14 protein-coding genes and 1 tRNA gene are annotated in these 16,848 nt (G+C 59.1%); 13 read left to right on the top strand and 2 right to left on the bottom strand.

Annotation, left to right across the window (positions count from 1 at the left end; genetic code table 11):
* Window positions 1-4 precede the first annotated feature (4 nt).
* Both tuf and AB3Y40_RS14895 read left to right on the top strand, forming a co-directional pair.
* The gene (gene tuf, locus AB3Y40_RS14900) at window positions 5-1,180 is read left to right on the top strand and encodes an elongation factor Tu (RefSeq protein WP_369439547.1); all 1,176 of its coding nucleotides are present in this window, start codon (window positions 5-7) and stop codon (window positions 1,178-1,180) included.
* A 394-nt stretch (window positions 1,181-1,574) separates the two neighbouring features.
* Entirely contained in the window at window positions 1,575-2,243 is a 669-nt protein-coding gene (locus AB3Y40_RS14895) for a CatB-related O-acetyltransferase (RefSeq protein ID WP_369439567.1), read from the top strand.
* Here AB3Y40_RS14895 and AB3Y40_RS14890 read toward each other — a convergent pair.
* On the bottom strand, window positions 2,222-2,884 hold the full coding sequence (locus AB3Y40_RS14890) for a lysophospholipid acyltransferase family protein (RefSeq protein ID WP_369439566.1): 663 nt from the start codon (window positions 2,882-2,884) through the stop codon (window positions 2,222-2,224). The two genes, AB3Y40_RS14895 and AB3Y40_RS14890, sit on opposite strands and share 22 nt — an antisense overlap.
* Before the next feature lie 84 nt (window positions 2,885-2,968).
* On the opposite strand from AB3Y40_RS14890, the gene AB3Y40_RS14885 reads away from it, so the two are divergent.
* From AB3Y40_RS14885 to rplA, 6 genes are all read left to right on the top strand, one after another.
* Window positions 2,969-3,044 (top strand) — tRNA-Trp (locus AB3Y40_RS14885).
* 48 nt (window positions 3,045-3,092) lie between these two features.
* The gene (locus tag AB3Y40_RS14880; protein WP_369439565.1) at window positions 3,093-3,971 is read left to right on the top strand and encodes a hypothetical protein; all 879 of its coding nucleotides are present in this window, start codon (window positions 3,093-3,095) and stop codon (window positions 3,969-3,971) included.
* A gap of 66 nt (window positions 3,972-4,037) precedes the next feature.
* Entirely contained in the window at window positions 4,038-4,232 is a 195-nt protein-coding gene (gene secE, locus AB3Y40_RS14875) for a preprotein translocase subunit SecE (RefSeq protein ID WP_369439564.1), read from the top strand.
* Window positions 4,233-4,428: 196 nt separating this feature from the next.
* The gene (nusG, locus tag AB3Y40_RS14870; protein WP_369439563.1) at window positions 4,429-4,962 is read left to right on the top strand and encodes a transcription termination/antitermination protein NusG; all 534 of its coding nucleotides are present in this window, start codon (window positions 4,429-4,431) and stop codon (window positions 4,960-4,962) included.
* A gap of 666 nt (window positions 4,963-5,628) precedes the next feature.
* On the top strand, window positions 5,629-6,054 hold the full coding sequence (gene rplK, locus AB3Y40_RS14865) for a 50S ribosomal protein L11 (RefSeq protein ID WP_369439562.1): 426 nt from the start codon (window positions 5,629-5,631) through the stop codon (window positions 6,052-6,054).
* A gap of 1 nt (window position 6,055) precedes the next feature.
* Complete coding sequence (rplA, locus tag AB3Y40_RS14860) at window positions 6,056-6,754, top strand: 50S ribosomal protein L1 (RefSeq protein ID WP_369439561.1); 699 nt, start codon at window positions 6,056-6,058, stop codon at window positions 6,752-6,754.
* Window positions 6,755-6,811: 57 nt separating this feature from the next.
* On the opposite strand, the gene AB3Y40_RS14855 is transcribed toward rplA, so the two are convergent.
* Window positions 6,812-8,605, bottom strand: a complete 1,794-nt coding sequence (locus tag AB3Y40_RS14855; protein ID WP_369439560.1) for an LTA synthase family protein — start codon at window positions 8,603-8,605, stop codon at window positions 6,812-6,814.
* Window positions 8,606-8,852: 247 nt separating this feature from the next.
* On the opposite strand from AB3Y40_RS14855, the gene AB3Y40_RS14850 reads away from it, so the two are divergent.
* From AB3Y40_RS14850 to rpoB, 5 genes are all read left to right on the top strand, one after another.
* On the top strand, window positions 8,853-9,956 hold the full coding sequence (locus AB3Y40_RS14850) for a diguanylate cyclase domain-containing protein (RefSeq protein WP_369439559.1): 1,104 nt from the start codon (window positions 8,853-8,855) through the stop codon (window positions 9,954-9,956).
* Window positions 9,957-10,289: 333 nt separating this feature from the next.
* Entirely contained in the window at window positions 10,290-10,802 is a 513-nt protein-coding gene (rplJ, locus tag AB3Y40_RS14845; protein WP_369439558.1) for a 50S ribosomal protein L10, read from the top strand.
* A gap of 68 nt (window positions 10,803-10,870) precedes the next feature.
* A complete protein-coding gene (rplL, locus tag AB3Y40_RS14840) occupies window positions 10,871-11,245 on the top strand; it encodes a 50S ribosomal protein L7/L12 (RefSeq protein WP_369439557.1) in 375 nt (124 codons plus the stop codon).
* A 67-nt stretch (window positions 11,246-11,312) separates the two neighbouring features.
* Entirely contained in the window at window positions 11,313-12,365 is a 1,053-nt protein-coding gene (locus AB3Y40_RS14835; protein WP_369439556.1) for a glycosyltransferase family protein, read from the top strand.
* Between the two features lie 304 nt (window positions 12,366-12,669).
* Window positions 12,670-16,809 carry a DNA-directed RNA polymerase subunit beta gene (gene rpoB / locus AB3Y40_RS14830; protein WP_369439555.1) on the top strand — a complete coding sequence of 1,380 codons (4,140 nt, stop codon included), beginning with the start codon at window positions 12,670-12,672 and terminating at the stop codon, window positions 16,807-16,809.
* Window positions 16,810-16,848 lie beyond the last annotated feature (39 nt).

Here is a 16,848-nt window from a genome sequence, read left to right as displayed (position 1 = left end):
CACCATGGCAAAGGCAAAGTTTGAACGGAATAAACCGCACGTGAACATCGGGACCATTGGTCACGTTGACCACGGCAAGACGACGCTGACGGCGGCGATCACGAAGTACTTTGGCGACTTCCAGGCCTATGACCAGATCGACGGCGCGCCCGAAGAGAAGGCCCGCGGCATCACCATCTCGACCGCGCACGTTGAGTATGAGACCGAAGCGCGTCACTACGCGCACGTCGACTGCCCCGGCCACGCCGACTACGTCAAGAACATGATCACCGGTGCCGCCCAGATGGACGGCGCGATCCTGGTGGTGAACGCAGCCGACGGCCCGATGCCACAAACGCGCGAGCATATCCTGCTCGGTCGTCAGGTGGGCATCCCCTACATGGTTGTTTACATGAACAAAGTTGACCAGGTGGACGACGAAGAGCTGCTGGAACTGGTGGAAATGGAAATCCGCGAGCTTCTGTCCTCTTACGAGTACCCCGGCGACGACATTCCTGTGATCCCTGGCTCGGCCCTGGCCGCGATGGAAGAGCGTGATGACAACATCGGCAAAGACAGCATCGTTGCCCTGATGGCCGCTGTCGACGAATACATCCCGACCCCTGCACGTGCGGTTGACCTGCCGTTCCTGATGCCGATCGAGGACGTGTTCTCGATCTCTGGCCGTGGTACGGTTGTGACCGGTCGTGTTGAGCGTGGCGTGATCAACGTCGGCGACGAGATCGAGATCGTGGGCATCAAGGACACCTCCAAGACCACCTGTACCGGTGTTGAGATGTTCCGCAAGCTGCTGGATTCCGGTGAAGCTGGCGACAACATTGGTGCGCTCTTGCGCGGTGTTGACCGTGACGGTGTTGAGCGTGGCCAGGTGCTGTGTAAGCCGGGTTCGGTGAAGCCGCACACCAAGTTCGAGGCCGAGGCCTACATCCTGACCAAGGACGAAGGTGGCCGTCACACGCCGTTCTTCGCCAACTACCGCCCGCAGTTCTACTTCCGTACAACGGACGTGACCGGCACGGTTGAGCTGCCTTCTGGCACCGAAATGGTGATGCCGGGCGACAACCTGAAGTTCAACGTTGAGCTGATCGCGCCGATCGCGATGGAAGAAGGCCTGCGCTTCGCCATCCGCGAAGGCGGCCGCACTGTTGGTGCCGGGGTTGTCTCGAAGATCACTGAGTAACGGGGTGCGGGCGTAGCCCGCGCACCGGGTGGGATGCGGCAGTGACTTCGCAGAAGTCATGAGAGCGTCCCACTCAGACGATCTCTGGGCCTGACCCGGTTGAGAATGAAGAAAGGCCGCTGGAGAAACCCGGCGGCCTTTTGCTGTGACGCATCCCACCCTACGCGCCCCAGACCTTTCGAAAGGTCTGGTCAAAATCCTTCGAAGGATTTTTCGCCACCGGCAAAGGAAGTGCGCAGAGGGCGGAGAGCGCCTCGTGTCGTTTTGGCCAACCGGTGACCGTTTCCCAAGCCGGGGTAAAACCCCGGCTTAACCACAGCACAACCGTCGCGAACCTCAAACCACGACACCGCCCGCTTTGCCGTCGCGCGAACGATGGGCTATCACCATCGACATGACGACATTCCCATCACCCGACACGCTTTACCCTATGAAACTCGCGTCCGCACGGGATCATTCAGGCACGGTTTTTCTGACCCCTGCGACAAAGGACCACCCGCGGCTCGACGTCGGCGACTTCACCTATGCCAGCGCCCATCAGCCACCCGATGACTGGGCGTTTCACCTGGCACCCTACCTCTATCCGTTCTCGCCGGAGATGCTGCGCATCGGCAAATTCTGCCAGATTGCGGATGGCGTCACCTTCATCACATCCTCGGCCAATCACCGGTTCGACGGGTTTTCCAGCTTTCCCTTTGGCATCTTCGATGGCGGGCTGCTGGACACACCTGCAATGCCTGATCCCGGCCCTGACACGACCGTGGGCCACGATGTCTGGCTGGGGCAGGGGGCGACGGTCATGCCCGGTGCCAGTATTGGCAACGGCGTGATTGTGGCCGCCCGGGCCGTGGTGGCAGGCAAGGTGCCGGATTATGCCATTGTTGGCGGAAACCCCGCGCGGGTCATTCGCATGCGGTTTGATGACACGACGATTGCGGCCCTCAACTCCATCGCCTGGTGGGACTGGCCGATTGCGGACATCCGCGCGCAAGAGGCCGCGATTGTCGGCGGTGATCTGATCGCGCTCCGCGCTGTGGCAGATCAGATCGGGCGCGCCACCTGATCGCTCTGGTCGTTCAGAAACCCGGTCAGACTGTCCCGCCACGCCGCGTTGTCGTCTCGCCGCCCCGGCGCACCGTCCCACCGCGCAAAAACCACCCGACCGCGGGCGAAGGGCAGGGGCAGCCACATCTGATCCCATGTCTTCAGCTTTCGCCCACGAGACGTGCGATAGGCAAAGCCGTAAACCGGGCGCTGCATCGCACGAGCCCAATCAAGCGGCGCGTCCTTGACCTGCCGCGCAGGGCCCAAAGGCCCGTCAGCAGCGATCCCAATGCTTGATCCTTCGCGCACCCGGCGCAGCACAACGCGCGACGCCGCCAAGTTGGATGTGCCCTCGGCCATTTCCATCGGCTGCAGTCCCGATTGCCGCTGCAACGCGCCCGAGACACGGCCAATCGGCGAACTGGCGTAAAGGGTCGACAGTGGTCCCATCTCAAGCGGCCACAAGAGCGGGCCCATCAACGAACACTCGTGCCACATCACCACCAGCACTGGCCCCTCGGCCAGATCAGCCGCCAGATCGTCAAACCCTTCGCGCTGCCAGCGCGTTGTTGCCCGGCAAAACCGCAGGTACGCCCCGGCCAACCCGGCCAAAACGCCCGCCAACAGCTTTGAATGTTCGATCCGCCTGCGCAATGTCATGCCCCTTCATGACATTTTACGCGTGCCGTGCAAGTCAGCCCCTTGCGCGGCCCGCTTGGCTGGGCTAACCCATGCCTCGGTCTTAGGGGTATAGCTCAGTTGGTAGAGCGGCGGTCTCCAAAACCGTAGGTCCCGGGTTCAAGTCCTGGTGCCCCTGCCAGACCACATTCCCCGGACATCAGTGATCATCGGGACGGCGGTGCAGCCTATGGACAAGCAACCAGACCAGACCACTGTCGCGCTGCATATCGGCGCGCACAAGACGGCCACCACCCATCTGCAACGGTCCTTGCTGGCAGCAACGGACGATCTGCGCCAGCACGGCGTGCAGTTTCACGGGCCGCGCAGCTTTCGCTGGGGCGAGCCCTCTTTGTTGCAGCGGTTTTCAATTGCAGACGGGCCGAAAGGCCCAGTGCAGACCGTGGATGCACAGGCCTTTGACGTGCTCGCGCAAGGGGCCCGGCGGCTGATCCTGTCAGAAGAAAATTTTGCCGGCACCCTGATGAATGACAAGGGTCGGTTGCGCCGCCCGCTTTACCCCGATGGGCCGCGCCGGATTGCAGAACTTGCAGCACGAATGCCGGTAGACGGGATAGACCTCTACTTGGGCATCCGCCACCCCACGACGCTGCTGAATTCCGCCTTCAGCCAGCGCCTGCATGCCAAACGCGACATCACGCTTGAGAAGTTTCTCAAGCGCAATGCGATTGAACTGGTCGATTGGGTCGGGTTGATCGCCCGCCTGCGTGACCTTGCCGGAATCAACAGCCTCACCGTCTGGTGTTACGAGGACTACGCCACGCTTTTTGACCGCATCGTCGCGGGGCTGACGGGGGGGCTTGTGCCGGGCGGCGTGCCTGCATTGGCGGAAACGATGCATGGCGGCCTGTCAGAACTGGCGGTGACCCTGCTGCTGGCGGATGACACGATCAGCGTGGCGGATGCGATGCAAAGCTGCCCGGTGGATGCCGACAACCCGCGCTTTGACGCCTTTGACGCGGCCGCCCACGCTCTGGGGCAGGAATTCTACGCCGCACAACTGGCGCAGATTGACGCGATGCAGGGTGTCACGCGCATCACGCCGTGAACTGGGCTTGAAAACGTGCGCCGGGGGCCGTATGTCGCGTGGATCAACGCAGCAAAGGCACCTCACATGGCCATGAACCCCGTCAAGTTTGTCAACGAAACCCGCGCAGAGATTGCCAAGGTTGTCTGGCCCACACGGCGCGAAGTCATCATGACAACCATCATGGTGTTCATCATGGCGGCGTTGACGGCAATTTTCTTTTCGCTTGTTGATCTGGTGATCCGTTCGGGCCTGCAAGGCGTGCTCGCCTACTTCGGCTAAGGCCCGGTTGCCAGAAATCGCCGCCCGCCACTTGAAAACACAAGGGCAGGGCGGTAGTAGGCCAACATCCCCGAAAAAGGCGCGCTGCGAATCAAGTTGCGCGCCCGTTTTTTATCTTTCGGGCGGATGGCAGACCCATCCGGAACAATGGAACAATCTGGCCCGTCAGGGTCATGCGCACGAAGGTGGCCCAGACATGGCGAAACGTTGGTATTCGGTGAGCGTTCTTTCAAACTTTGAAAAGAAGATCGCTGAACAGATCCGCCAAAAGGCAGAAGAACAGGGTCTTGAGGACCAGATCGACGAAGTGCTGGTGCCGACCGAAGAAGTGATCGAGGTGCGCCGCAACAAGAAGGTCACGACCGAACGCCGCTTCATGCCCGGCTATGTGCTGGTGCATATGGAACTGTCCGACGAAGGCTATCACCTGATCAATTCGATCAACCGCGTCACCGGTTTTCTGGGCCCGCAAGGCCGCCCGATGCCCATGCGCGACGCCGAAGTGAACGCGATCCTGAACCGTGTCCAGGAAGGCGAAGAAAGCCCACGCACCCTGATCCACTTCGAGATCGGCGAGAAGGTCAAGGTCAACGACGGCCCGTTCGAAGACTTCGACGGCATGGTCGAAGAAGTCGACGACGAGAACCAGCGCCTCAAGGTCACTGTCTCAATCTTTGGCCGCGCCACACCGGTGGAACTGGAATACACGCAGGTGACAAAGCAGGGTTAGGCTCTGCTGTTGACGACAAACAAGCGCCGCTCTTTGGGGCGGCGTTTTGCGTTGATGTTCGTTGAATGATGTGTGGCGAGGCGGGACGAAGCAGAACTTCGCGACGAGCCGGGACCTTCGCCGATCCGCGGGTGGGCGACCCAACAGAAACGCTTCTGCGCTTTATGGTTGTCAGGTCATCTTCCACATCAGCGGTGCGCGCGGGTGGCAAATCGCCAACCCGTCGGGGCGGCATCGTCCATTGTCTCTCGGACCAATGGCGAGACACAGGACGATCGCTGGGCCCGGCGGGCTAAAGCCCTTGTTCCGGGCCCAACAGCGCGCTGAATGAATGTCGGCTCTGAGCTCAAAGCAGACAGTTAGTGTAGCTGGCTCTAAGACACCGAAGCTTCAAAGCATTCGGTGTGAAACACCGCCCATTGTCTCCGCGCCATCATCCCTCACGAACCCAGCATCGGCATTGTCCCTTGCGGCACGTGGCGCGGCACTCAACACGCTGTTTCACCGCACTTTGGGCTTGATTTGCCCGCCCGCCCGTTCTATCTGCCGCCAGTCGCCACAAGCGACACCCCTGTGGGAGGCGAGCGGCACGCGTGGCGCGACCCGGACCACACAACGAAAGGCCCCGCGGTCGCGACCAAGGGGCGTTGCATAAGGAGATGGCCAATGGCCAAGAAAGTTATGGGCACGCTCAAGCTGCAGGTTCCTGCAGGTGCGGCCAACCCCTCGCCCCCCGTGGGCCCTGCGCTGGGTCAGCGCGGCATCAACATCATGGAATTCTGCAAGGCCTTCAACGCCAAGACCGAAGCGCTGGAAAAGAACGCGCCTTGCCCCACCGTGATCACCTACTACCAGGACAAGTCCTTCACGATGGAAATCAAGACGCCACCTGCGTCTTATTACATCAAAAAAGCGGCCAAGCTGCAGTCGGGTTCAAAAGAGCCGGGCAAATCCGTGGCAGGTTCGATCACCGGTAAGCAGGTGCGCGAAATCGCCGAAGCCAAGATGAAGGACCTCAACGCGACGTCCATCGAAGGCGCTATGCTGATCATCGCGGGTTCTGCCCGCTCTATGGGCATCGAGGTAAAGTAAGATGGCAAAACTTGGTAAGCGCACAACCGCAGCCCGCGCAGCTTTTGCTGGCAAAGACAACGTCACCGTCGCCGAGGCTGTCAGCCTTGTGAAGGACAACGCCAAGGCGAAGTTCGACGAAACCATCGAAATCAGCTTGGTGCTGGGTGTTGACCCGCGTCACGCCGACCAGATGGTCCGTGGCACCGTATCCCTGCCCAACGGCACGGGTAAAACAGTCCGCGTGGCTGTCTTCGCCCGTGGCGAAAAGGCAGACGAGGCGAAAGCCGCAGGCGCTGACATCGTTGGCGCAGAAGATCTGATGGAAACCGTACAAGGCGGCACCATCGACTTTGATCGCTGCATCGCCACGCCCGATATGATGGGTGTTGTCGGGCGTCTTGGTAAGGTCCTTGGCCCACGCAACCTGATGCCCAACCCGCGCGTTGGCACCGTGACGATGGACGTGGCCCAAGCCGTGGCAGACGCCAAAGGCGGTCAGGTGCAGTTCAAGGCCGAGAAAGCCGGCGTTGTGCACGCAGGCATCGGCAAGGCGTCCTTCTCTGCGGCACAGATCGAAGAGAACGTGAAAGCCTTCGTTGACGCGGTGCAAAAGGCAAAGCCGACCGGCGCCAAAGGCACCTACATGAAAAAGATCGCGCTGACCTCAACCATGGGTCCGGGCGTGTCTTTGGACATCGCAAACGCAACCGGCAACTAAGCCAGGGTCTTGTGAGCTCAGAATTGAAGGGGCGGTCCGCGAGGGGCCGCCCTTTTTTCATTGGCAGGTGGCCGGGTCACCGTCACACAGCTTTGATCCCGCCTCAAATGCGGCGACCATCGCTTGCAACTGCGCAAAACGCCCAGTCCCGCGATACGCCATCGCGCCCAGATCGCGCAGGTCTGACGCGCCATCATATTCGGCACAAACAAAGGCATCGGTGTTGCAGGCCAAAAAATGCTCATTCGGTCGGTCATAGTAGAACATGCGGTCCAGCCGCACGTTGCCAAAAATGAACACATCGCGCGCGTCCATCAGATTGGCGACCGCATCCGCGTCATAAGCCCCGGTCAGCATCAGGATCAAATTGCGCAGATCAATCATCGCAAATGCGTCGTCATGCATGGCCTGCACTCCGTCCGGGTGCCGTATGATCAGCGGCAGCCAATTGCGCAAAATCTCACCCTCCAGCGCGGTCCCCGGTGCCGTTTCGCGCGCCTCGTCCGAGGTGATGATGACCACCGTATTGTCCAACACACCGCGTGCCTCTAACCCCTCCATCAGTGCTGCAATCGCCGCGTCCGCATAGCGTGCGGCGCGAACGCGGGGGTTTGTCACCTGCGGCTCAAACGCCTTCGGCACGTTGTAGGGGCTGTGGGTGCCTGTGGTCAGCATGGTCGTCAGCCATGGCGCATCGGGGCGAAAGCTGTCGATCTGCGCCAGCGTTTGTTCCACCAGCGTCAGATCATCAACACCCCAGCCATTGCGGCTGTGGGCATTGGTGAAGTCCGCGTCGCCTTTGATGGTGTCATACCCCAGATGCGGCAGCGTCGCGCCTTTGTTCATATAGGCCAGCGGGGCCGCCTGCAGGAACGCGGTCTGATAACCCGCGTCGCGCAAGATACCGGGCAGGGCGATGGTGGATTCCGGCGCGCCGGGCGCGATGTCATACCAACGCATGGCGACCCCGGTCACATAAGGCTGCAACCCGGTGTGACTGGCATAAAGCCCATTGGCGGTAATCATCTGATGGCCGAAATACTGGGTAAACTGGATGTTCTCTGCCGCCATCGCTTGCAGGTGGATCATCTGCGCCTTGGCTAGCGTGTGTTGCGAGATGCCTTCGACAAACACCAGCAACACATTGTGTTGCCCCGCGAACCCGGTCAGCGGCGGGTTGTCATTGGCCAGCGAACCCGGCGCAAGCGTACGGCTGTCCAGCGGCGCATCCGCGGCCCCCAGCATCGGCGCGATGGGGTGCGATTGCACCCAGATCGGATGCTGCAGGTTCGCCGTGACCGGCACCGCCAGCACCAGCGCCAAAGCGGGCACACCAATGCGCGCCAGCCCCCGCAACGGGGGCCACTGTACCAGCGCCAGCAGGATCAGCCCAAGACCTGCAAACTGCGCAAACTTGCGCAGCAGCGCCGGGGTGGTCTGTCCGGCCACGAACGTGGGATCAAACGCCAACCCCAGAAATGCCAGATCAATATGTGCATCGTTGGTGCGGATATGGTCCAGATTGGCAGCATAGAAGAACGCCAGCAGCACGATCCCCACGATGGCCCCGATCCGCCCCGCCGGCAGCAGCGCCAGCGCCGCGATCAGGCTGAACAGGATGTCATTGCGGACCCCCAGAAAGACCTCTCGCCAATGCAGACGCAGGTATTCATGCAGAATGTTCAGTCCTTCGGCGGTGTTGTAATGCCAATGGAACGTGGTCCCATAGGCAAAGTGTTGCAGGCATTCATAGCGGTGCGCAAAGCTGAGTGCCGTGATCACGGCCACAAGCAGACACCAGCGCGACCACAGATCACCGCGGCCCGTGCGCGGGCGAAGGATGGTCGCCAATTGGGTGTCAAACGCCATCCAGTGACGCTAAGCAGCATTGGTTAACGGTTTGCTAACGCTGTCTGGTCCAGCGGCACGGTATCCTACTCTGCCACACAAATCGAAGAGCAGATGGAAATGCGGGACCACCCCGTCACGGTGGCCTCTATCTCTGGCGTAACTCGGTTGGCCGTCTTTGGCTTGTTAACTCCTTCTCATGTTGGTGAGGCTATATCCGTCGCAAAGTAAGATTCGAAGGAGCGCCAGAATGTCGGTGCAAAGTCTGAACTCACAAGAAGAACGTTTTCGAAAACGTGCTCTTTCCGTATACATTTCTTGCCTTGTGATTTTTGTGGCCATGACGGCGGTCCAACGGTTTTCGTCCGAAGCAGCGAACGAAAAAAGCTGGATTCCCTTCATCCTCGTTACAGCATTCACCATCTCAGCGTCGGTCTGTGTCTATCGACGTTGGCACGCCTATGCTGTGTCGCGGGTCGCGCTTTATGTTGGTGGGGCAGAGACTTTCTTTTTTACGGGTGTCAGTGGCGGGCTGACGGGGTTCCATGCGTCGGCCGTCTTCCTCTTGCCATCCATCTGCGCGTTGCTTTTTGGCAGCAAAGAAACGGTCGTGTTCACCATATTTATGCTTCTTGGTGTCTACGGCCTTTATGTATTTGATCCGGTTCTTCCGCCGTTTTTCATCGATTCTGTCACCGACTTGCGGCTTTCGGCCCTGGCACTTGGCTGCATGTTGATGGGAAATGTTATTATCCTTGTGTATCTGGTCCGTGAAACCGAACACCGGGAAAAGGAACTTCGCGAACTGCTTGCCGCACAACTCTATGCCGCCACACATGATGAACTGACCGGGCTGGCGAACCGGTCAGCCGTGAAATCCTATCTCAATGGACTTGATCCCGACAAAGATGAAGTATCGATCTACCTGATCGATTTGGATGGCTTCAAGCATGTGAATGACACATACGGGCACGGCGCAGGGGATGAGGTTCTGGTTAAGGTCGCCCGGGCGCTGCAAAAAGCCGCAGCCGGCTCGAACCTTGTTGCGCGACTTGGCGGGGACGAATTCTTGATCGCATCACAACATGCGCCCGCGGATCTGGCAGCGCAACTCGATGCCACGGGGCTCGGCCGCAAATTGGTGGATGCACTGAATGTGACACTGACATTTGGTAGCGACAAGGTAACATTGTCCGGCTCCGTGGGGAGCGCACATTACCCAAGCGATACACGTGACGCCGCCGATGTCTTGCAAAAGGCGGACGTTGCACTTTACCGCGCCAAAGATATGGGGAAGGCGCGCTATGTGCGTTTTCTGAAAGAACTTGAGGAATTAGGGCGGATGCGCGCCTGAGATGCGCGCCTGACAGGATGTGAAGGTTCCGTGTGGGGTTCGGGCGTCAGCCGGGTCCGCTGAATGCAGCAAACGCTTGGCAATTTGACCTCAAGGCATTATGCGAACCCCTGAATTGGGGCGTTTGATTCGTCCCGGTTCATATTCGTCCAAGACGGTGGGTGGCCCATAGGGCCGTAATTCCTGCCTGAGACGGGATAGACCAGAATGCACCTGCGGTTCTCCGCGGCTTCACCCTGGCTCCACCCCGTATCACGGACTGTGAATGTTGGGGTGTTCGCATCCCAGCAAAATTGAGCCGGAGGGGAAACCCTCCAAACTTGGAGTGAAACTGTGGATAGAGCCCAGAAAGAGAAACTGGTCGACGAACTCGGCCAAATCTTTGAAAGCTCTGGCGTCGTTGTGGTTGCCCACTACGAAGGCATGACAGTTGCTGAAATGCAGGACCTGCGCGCGAACATGCGTGAAGCGGGCGGGTCTGTGCGCGTTGCCAAGAACAAGCTCGCCAAGATCGCCCTTGCTGGAAAGCCATGCGAAAGCATCGCTGAATACCTGGGCGGCATGACCGTACTTGCCTATTCCGAAGACCCTGTCGCTGCTGCGAAGGTCGTCGATGCATATGCCAAGGAAAACGACAAGCTTGTCGTTCTTGGCGGTGCAATGGGTGACACGGCACTTGACCCTGCTGGTGTGAAATCAGTTGCCGGTATGCCAAGCCGCGAGGAGCTTATTGCTTCCATCGCGGGTTGCATCGGTGCACCTGCTTCCAACATTGCCGGGGCCATTGGCGCGCCTGCTTCCAACATCGCGAGCGTTCTTTCGACCATCGAAGAGAAAGCTGCATAACGCACCTGACACACCTTGGGGCATCTGCCCTGACGTTAGAACACACTATTTAGAAACGGAAAAAGCAAATGGCTGATCTGAAGAAACTGGCGGAAGAGATTGTTGGTCTGACCCTTCTCGAAGCACAAGAACTGAAAACCATCCTCAAGGACGAGTATGGCATCGAGCCCGCCGCTGGCGGCGCAGTGATGATGGCTGGCCCCGCTGATGGCGGCGGTGACGCTGCTGCGGAAAAGACAGAATTTGACGTGGTCCTGAAGAACGCAGGCGCACAGAAAATCAACGTCATCAAAGAAGTCCGCGGCATCACAGGTCTCGGCCTGAAAGAAGCCAAAGACCTGGTCGAAGCCGGTGGCAAGATCAAAGAAGGTGTCGACAAGGCAGAAGCCGAAGACATCAAAGGCAAGCTGGAAGCAGCTGGCGCCGAGGTCGAACTGGCCTAATCTACTTTGGGCGGGCGCGTTTTGCGCGCCTGCCCATTTTGCTGCAGTATGTAAGGGGGGATAACAGGTGCGATACCTTTTTCTGTGCCCCGATTCACGCAGCGCCTCCGGCGGGGTTGCCGTCATCTACAACACCGTGAAGGTCCTGATTGATGCAGGATATGACGCGCAACTCGTGCATAACGCGCCTGATGCAGGTCATCCTGATTATCTGATCGACATTCCCATTTGCTATACGCCACAGGTGCACAAGATCGCGCGCCGCTGGGCCGGTCGGCGGCACCGCCTGATGGGCGCGCTGACCGATCTGATGCCCAAAGCCCGACCCGCTAAGGCGTTGCCACTGCTGCAATTGGCACCAAGCGACGTGATCGTTGTGCCAGAGTTTCTGACGGCCGAGGCGCTGCTGGCCTTTCCCGACAACCGCGTGATCGTCTATGCGCAGAACCCCTTTGCCTATCTGCGGTCTCATGCGCGCGCAGTTGAGGCGGGCGTTGATCCGGTTGCACGGGTCAGCTGGTTCCTGGGCATTTCCGATGTGAACCGCGATGCCTATGATCTGGTCGGGGCCAGCCCCACATCCTATTTCACCGTCAATCCCGAATTGCAGCTGTTTCCGTTCCAAAAGGACAAGAAACCGCTGATCTCTTACATGCCGCGCAAGCGCCCGGAAGAGGCAATTTTCATCGACCGTGCCCTGCGCCGCCGTGGTCTGATCGGCGATTACGATCTGGTGGCGATTGACGGCATGACCCGCGCCGAAGTGGCAGAGGTGCTGAAAGACACGCGCATCTTCATATCGCTCTTGCGGACCGAGGCGCTGGGTTTCCCCGCAGCAGAGGCGATGGCGGCAGGCTGTATCACCGTCGGTTATACCGGGCTCGGGACGCGCGAGTATTTTGATGAGACGACTGGCATCGAAGTGACCGAAGGCGACACCTTTGGCGTTGTCAAAGCGGTTGAGGCTGCGGTGGCCGAATATGCGCAATCGCCGGATCGGCTGGATGCCATGCGCGCCCATGCCTCTAAGCGGATTCACGACAATTACAACGCCACGACGTTCCAAACGCAGCTGCGAGCAGCGTGGCAGGAAATCGATCAAACTCTAAACGCAGTTTAGGGCTGGCAGGGTGGCGCCGCACGGTCCGAAAAGGTGCAGACTTGATTTTTCCAGAAAACCCGTTCGGACCCTTGAACTTTGACCGAATCTCACTTAATTGGGCGTTTCTTGGCCCAACCACGGAAAACTTAATGCTTTAGCACTTGTCTTTCAAAATACCGAACTCCGGTGTTTTGACAGGTAAGTTGGTCGTTTCGAGCGAGATGTTTGGGCGCATCTCAAGGATGGAAGCGACATTACCGCAATCGGACGCGTTTTGGTTCCCACCCAAAGCGCGTTTACGACATTATGGAGACCCGGCTTTATGGCTTCAACCTTCCTTGGTCAGAAACGTCTGCGCAAATACTACGGTAAAATTCGCGAAGTCCTTGAAATGCCGAACCTTATCGAGGTTCAAAAATCATCCTACGATCTGTTCCTGCGCTCTGGCGACAGTGACACGCCGCTTGACGGCGAAGGCATCAAGGGTGTGTTCCAATCGGTATTCCCGATTAAGGACTTCAATGAAACCGCCGTGCTTGAATTCGTCAAGTACGAGTTGGAAAAGCCCAAGTACGATGTTGAGGAATGTCAGCAGCGCGACATGACCTACAGCGCACCGCTCAAGGTCACACTACGTCTGATCGTCTTTGATGTGGACGAAGACACCGGTGCCAAATCGGTCAAGGATATCAAGGAACAAGACGTGTTCATGGGCGACATGCCCCTGATGACGCCCAACGGGACGTTCATCGTGAACGGCACAGAGCGTGTGATCGTGTCCCAGATGCACCGCTCACCCGGCGTGTTCTTTGACCACGACAAGGGTAAGACTCATTCTTCGGGCAAGCTGTTGTTCGCCTGCCGGATTATCCCATACCGTGGCTCCTGGCTCGACTTTGAATTTGACGCCAAGGACCTTGTTTTCGCGCGGATCGACCGCCGTCGTAAGTTGCCTGTCACCACGCTGCTTTATGCGCTGGGCCTCGACCAGGAAGGCATCATGGATGCCTACTATGACACCGTCGACTACAAGCTCGACAAAAAGGGCAAAGCCTGGACCACCAAGTTCTTCCCTGATCGCGTACGCGGCACCCGTCCGGCGATGGATCTGGTTGACGCCAAAACCGGTGAAGTGATTGCCAAAGCAGGTGAGAAAGTCACCCCGCGTTCGGTCAAGAAACTGATCGACGAAGGCAAGGTCACTGACCTGCTGGTCCCCTATGACAGCATCGTCGGCAAATTTGCCGCGCGTGACATCATCAACGAAGAAAACGGCGCGATCTATGTCGAAGCCGGTGATGAGCTGACGCTGGAAATGGACAAGGACGGCGAAGTGATCGGCGGCACGCTGAAAGAACTCGTCGATGCGGGCATCAAGACGATCCCCGTGCTGGACATCGATAACGTCAACGTCGGCGCCTACATGCGCAACACGATGGCCAACGACAAGAACATGAACCGCGAAACTGCGCTCATGGACATTTACCGCGTCATGCGCCCGGGCGAGCCGCCCACCGTTGATGCGGCCTCGGCCCTGTTTGATACGCTGTTCTTCGATTCCGAACGCTATGACCTCTCGGCCGTTGGCCGGGTCAAAATGAACATGCGTCTCGATCTGGATGCCGAAGACACCATGCGCACCCTGCGCAAGGAAGACATCGTCGCCTGTATCAAGGCGCTGGTCGAACTGCGTGACGGCAAAGGCGATGTGGACGACATCGACCACCTCGGCAACCGTCGTGTGCGGTCCGTGGGCGAGCTGATGGAAAATCAGTACCGCGTCGGCCTGTTGCGGATGGAACGCGCGATCAAGGAACGCATGTCTAGCGTCGAAATCGACACCGTGATGCCGCAGGACCTGATCAACGCCAAGCCCGCAGCGGCGGCTGTGCGTGAATTCTTCGGCTCAAGCCAGCTGTCGCAGTTCATGGACCAAACCAACCCGCTGTCCGAAGTCACGCACAAGCGTCGCCTGTCGGCCCTCGGGCCGGGCGGTCTGACCCGCGAACGTGCAGGCTTTGAGGTGCGCGACGTGCATCCGACCCACTATGGCCGGATGTGTCCGATTGAAACGCCGGAAGGTCCGAACATCGGTCTGATCAACAGCCTCGCGACCTTTGCGCGCGTGAACAAGTACGGCTTTATCGAAACACCCTACCGCAAGGTCGAGAACGGCACCGTGACTGACGAAGTCAGCTATATGTCCGCGACCGAGGAAATGCGTCACACCGTGGCGCAGGCCAACGCGAACTTGGATGAGAACGGCTCGTTCAAGAACGAACTGGTGTCGACACGGATGAACGGCGACTACACGCTGGCATCGCGCGACACGGTTGACCTGATCGACGTCTCGCCCAAGCAGCTGGTGTCTGTTGCCGCCTCGCTGATCCCGTTCCTTGAAAACGACGACGCCAACCGCGCGCTGATGGGCTCGAACATGCAACGTCAGGCCGTGCCACTGCTGCAGGCCGAAGCACCGCTTGTCGGCACCGGCATCGAAGAGGTCGTGGCCCGCGATTCAGGTGCTGCGATCATGGCGAAACGTGCGGGTATCATCGACCAGGTCGATGCGTCCCGTATCGTTGTGCGCGCCACCGCAGATCTAGAGGTCGGCGACCCCGGCGTTGACATCTACCGGATGCGCAAGTTCCAGCGTTCCAACCAGAACACCTGCATCAACCAGCGTCCGCTGGTGAAGGTGGGTGACACCGTCCAGAAAGGCGAAGTGATTGCCGATGGGCCAAGCACCGACATGGGTGAACTGGCGCTGGGCAAGAACGTGGTCGTCGCGTTTATGCCGTGGAACGGCTACAACTACGAAGACTCGATCCTGATCTCCGAGCGTATCGTGCGCGACGACGTCTTCACCTCGATCCACATCGAGGAATTTGAAGTCGCCGCCCGTGACACCAAGCTTGGGCCAGAGGAAATCACCCGCGACATCCCGAACGTGGGCGAGGAAGCCCTGCGCAACCTCGACGAAGCCGGCATCGTCTACATTGGTGCCGAAGTGGGCCCGGCAGACATTCTGGTTGGTAAGATCACACCAAAAGGCGAAAGCCCAATGACGCCAGAAGAAAAGCTGCTGCGCGCCATCTTTGGTGAGAAAGCGTCCGACGTGCGCGACACCTCCCTGCGCCTGCCGCCGGGTGACTTTGGCACGATCGTTGAGGTCCGCGTCTTCAACCGTCACGGCGTCGAAAAAGACGAACGTGCGCTGCAGATCGAGCGGGAAGAGGTCGAACGCCTCGCCCGCGACCGCGACGACGAATTGGTGATCCTTGACCGGAACATCTACGCCCGTCTGAAAGGCATGATCCTTGGCAAAACGGCTGTCAAAGGCCCCAAAGGCTTCAAGGCCAACTCTGAGATCACCGAAGAGGTGCTGGAAGAGCTGTCCAAAGGCCAGTGGTGGCAGTTGGCGCTGAAAGACGAGGCTGACGCACAAGTGGTCGAGGCCCTGAACGAGCAGTACGAGGCGCAAAAGCGCACGCTGGATGCCCGTTTTGAAGACAAGGTCGAAAAGGTCCGCCGCGGCGATGATCTGCCCCCGGGCGTGATGAAGATGGTCAAGGTCTTCGTGGCTGTGAAGCGCAAGCTGCAGCCCGGCGACAAGATGGCCGGTCGTCACGGCAACAAGGGTGTCATTTCCAAGGTTGTGCCGATGGAAGACATGCCGTTCCTTGCGGATGGTACACCGGTTGACTTCTGTCTGAACCCGCTGGGTGTGCCGTCGCGTATGAACGTGGGGCAAATCCTTGAAACGCACATGGGCTGGGCCGCGCGCGGTCTGGGCCTTGAGATTGACGAAGCCTTGGGTGAATACCGCCGCTCCGGCGATCTGACACCTGTGCGTGAAGCGATGAAGATTGCCTACGGCGATGATGTCTATTCCGAAGGCCTTGAAGGCATGGATGAGGATCATCTGGTCGAAGCCGCAGGCAATGTCACACGCGGTGTGCCGATTGCCACGCCGGTCTTTGACGGTGCCAAAGAGGGTGACGTGAACGACGCGCTGGTGCGTGCCGGGTTCTCAACCTCTGGTCAGTCGATCCTGTTTGACGGTCGCACCGGTGAACAGTTCAGCCGTCCAGTAACGGTCGGGGTCAAGTACCTGCTGAAACTGCACCACCTGGTCGATGACAAGATCCACGCGCGTTCCACCGGGCCTTACAGCCTTGTCACGCAGCAGCCTCTGGGTGGTAAAGCCCAGTTCGGCGGCCAGCGTTTCGGGGAAATGGAAGTCTGGGCACTGGAAGCCTACGGCGCGGCTTACACCTTGCAGGAAATGCTCACGGTCAAGTCGGACGATGTGGCAGGCCGGACCAAGGTCTATGAGTCGATCGTCAAGGGCGAGGACAATTTCGAGGCCGGTGTGCCTGAATCGTTCAACGTGCTCGTGAAAGAAGTCCGGGGCCTCGGCCTCAACATGGAACTCCTGGATGCGGAGGATGGCGAGTAACGGAAACTTTCAAAGTTTCCGGGCCGCAATCTTTCAAAG

The sequence above is a fragment of the Yoonia sp. R2331 genome (genome assembly GCF_041103235.1).
GTDB lineage: Bacteria > Pseudomonadota > Alphaproteobacteria > Rhodobacterales > Rhodobacteraceae > CANMYO01.
The sequence above is the reverse complement of the archived record's forward strand: the minus strand, read 5'-3'. Positions and strand labels throughout refer to the sequence as shown.

Bases quoted from the DNA above. Each gene is read 5' to 3' on its own strand.
- tuf (WP_369439547.1), top strand. From the start codon at position 5: ATGGCAAAGGCAAAGTTTGAACGGAATAAACCGCACGTGAACATCGGG.
- AB3Y40_RS14895 (WP_369439567.1), top strand. From the start codon at position 1,575: ATGACGACATTCCCATCACCCGACACGCTTTACCCTATGAAACTCGCG.
- AB3Y40_RS14890 (WP_369439566.1), bottom strand. From the start codon at position 2,884: ATGACATTGCGCAGGCGGATCGAACATTCAAAGCTGTTGGCGGGCGTT.
- AB3Y40_RS14880 (WP_369439565.1), top strand. From the start codon at position 3,093: ATGGACAAGCAACCAGACCAGACCACTGTCGCGCTGCATATCGGCGCG.
- secE (WP_369439564.1), top strand. From the start codon at position 4,038: ATGGCCATGAACCCCGTCAAGTTTGTCAACGAAACCCGCGCAGAGATT.
- nusG (WP_369439563.1), top strand. From the start codon at position 4,429: ATGGCGAAACGTTGGTATTCGGTGAGCGTTCTTTCAAACTTTGAAAAG.
- rplK (WP_369439562.1), top strand. From the start codon at position 5,629: ATGGCCAAGAAAGTTATGGGCACGCTCAAGCTGCAGGTTCCTGCAGGT.
- rplA (WP_369439561.1), top strand. From the start codon at position 6,056: ATGGCAAAACTTGGTAAGCGCACAACCGCAGCCCGCGCAGCTTTTGCT.
- AB3Y40_RS14850 (WP_369439559.1), top strand. From the start codon at position 8,853: ATGTCGGTGCAAAGTCTGAACTCACAAGAAGAACGTTTTCGAAAACGT.
- rplL (WP_369439557.1), top strand. From the start codon at position 10,871: ATGGCTGATCTGAAGAAACTGGCGGAAGAGATTGTTGGTCTGACCCTT.
- rpoB (WP_369439555.1), top strand. From the start codon at position 12,670: ATGGCTTCAACCTTCCTTGGTCAGAAACGTCTGCGCAAATACTACGGT.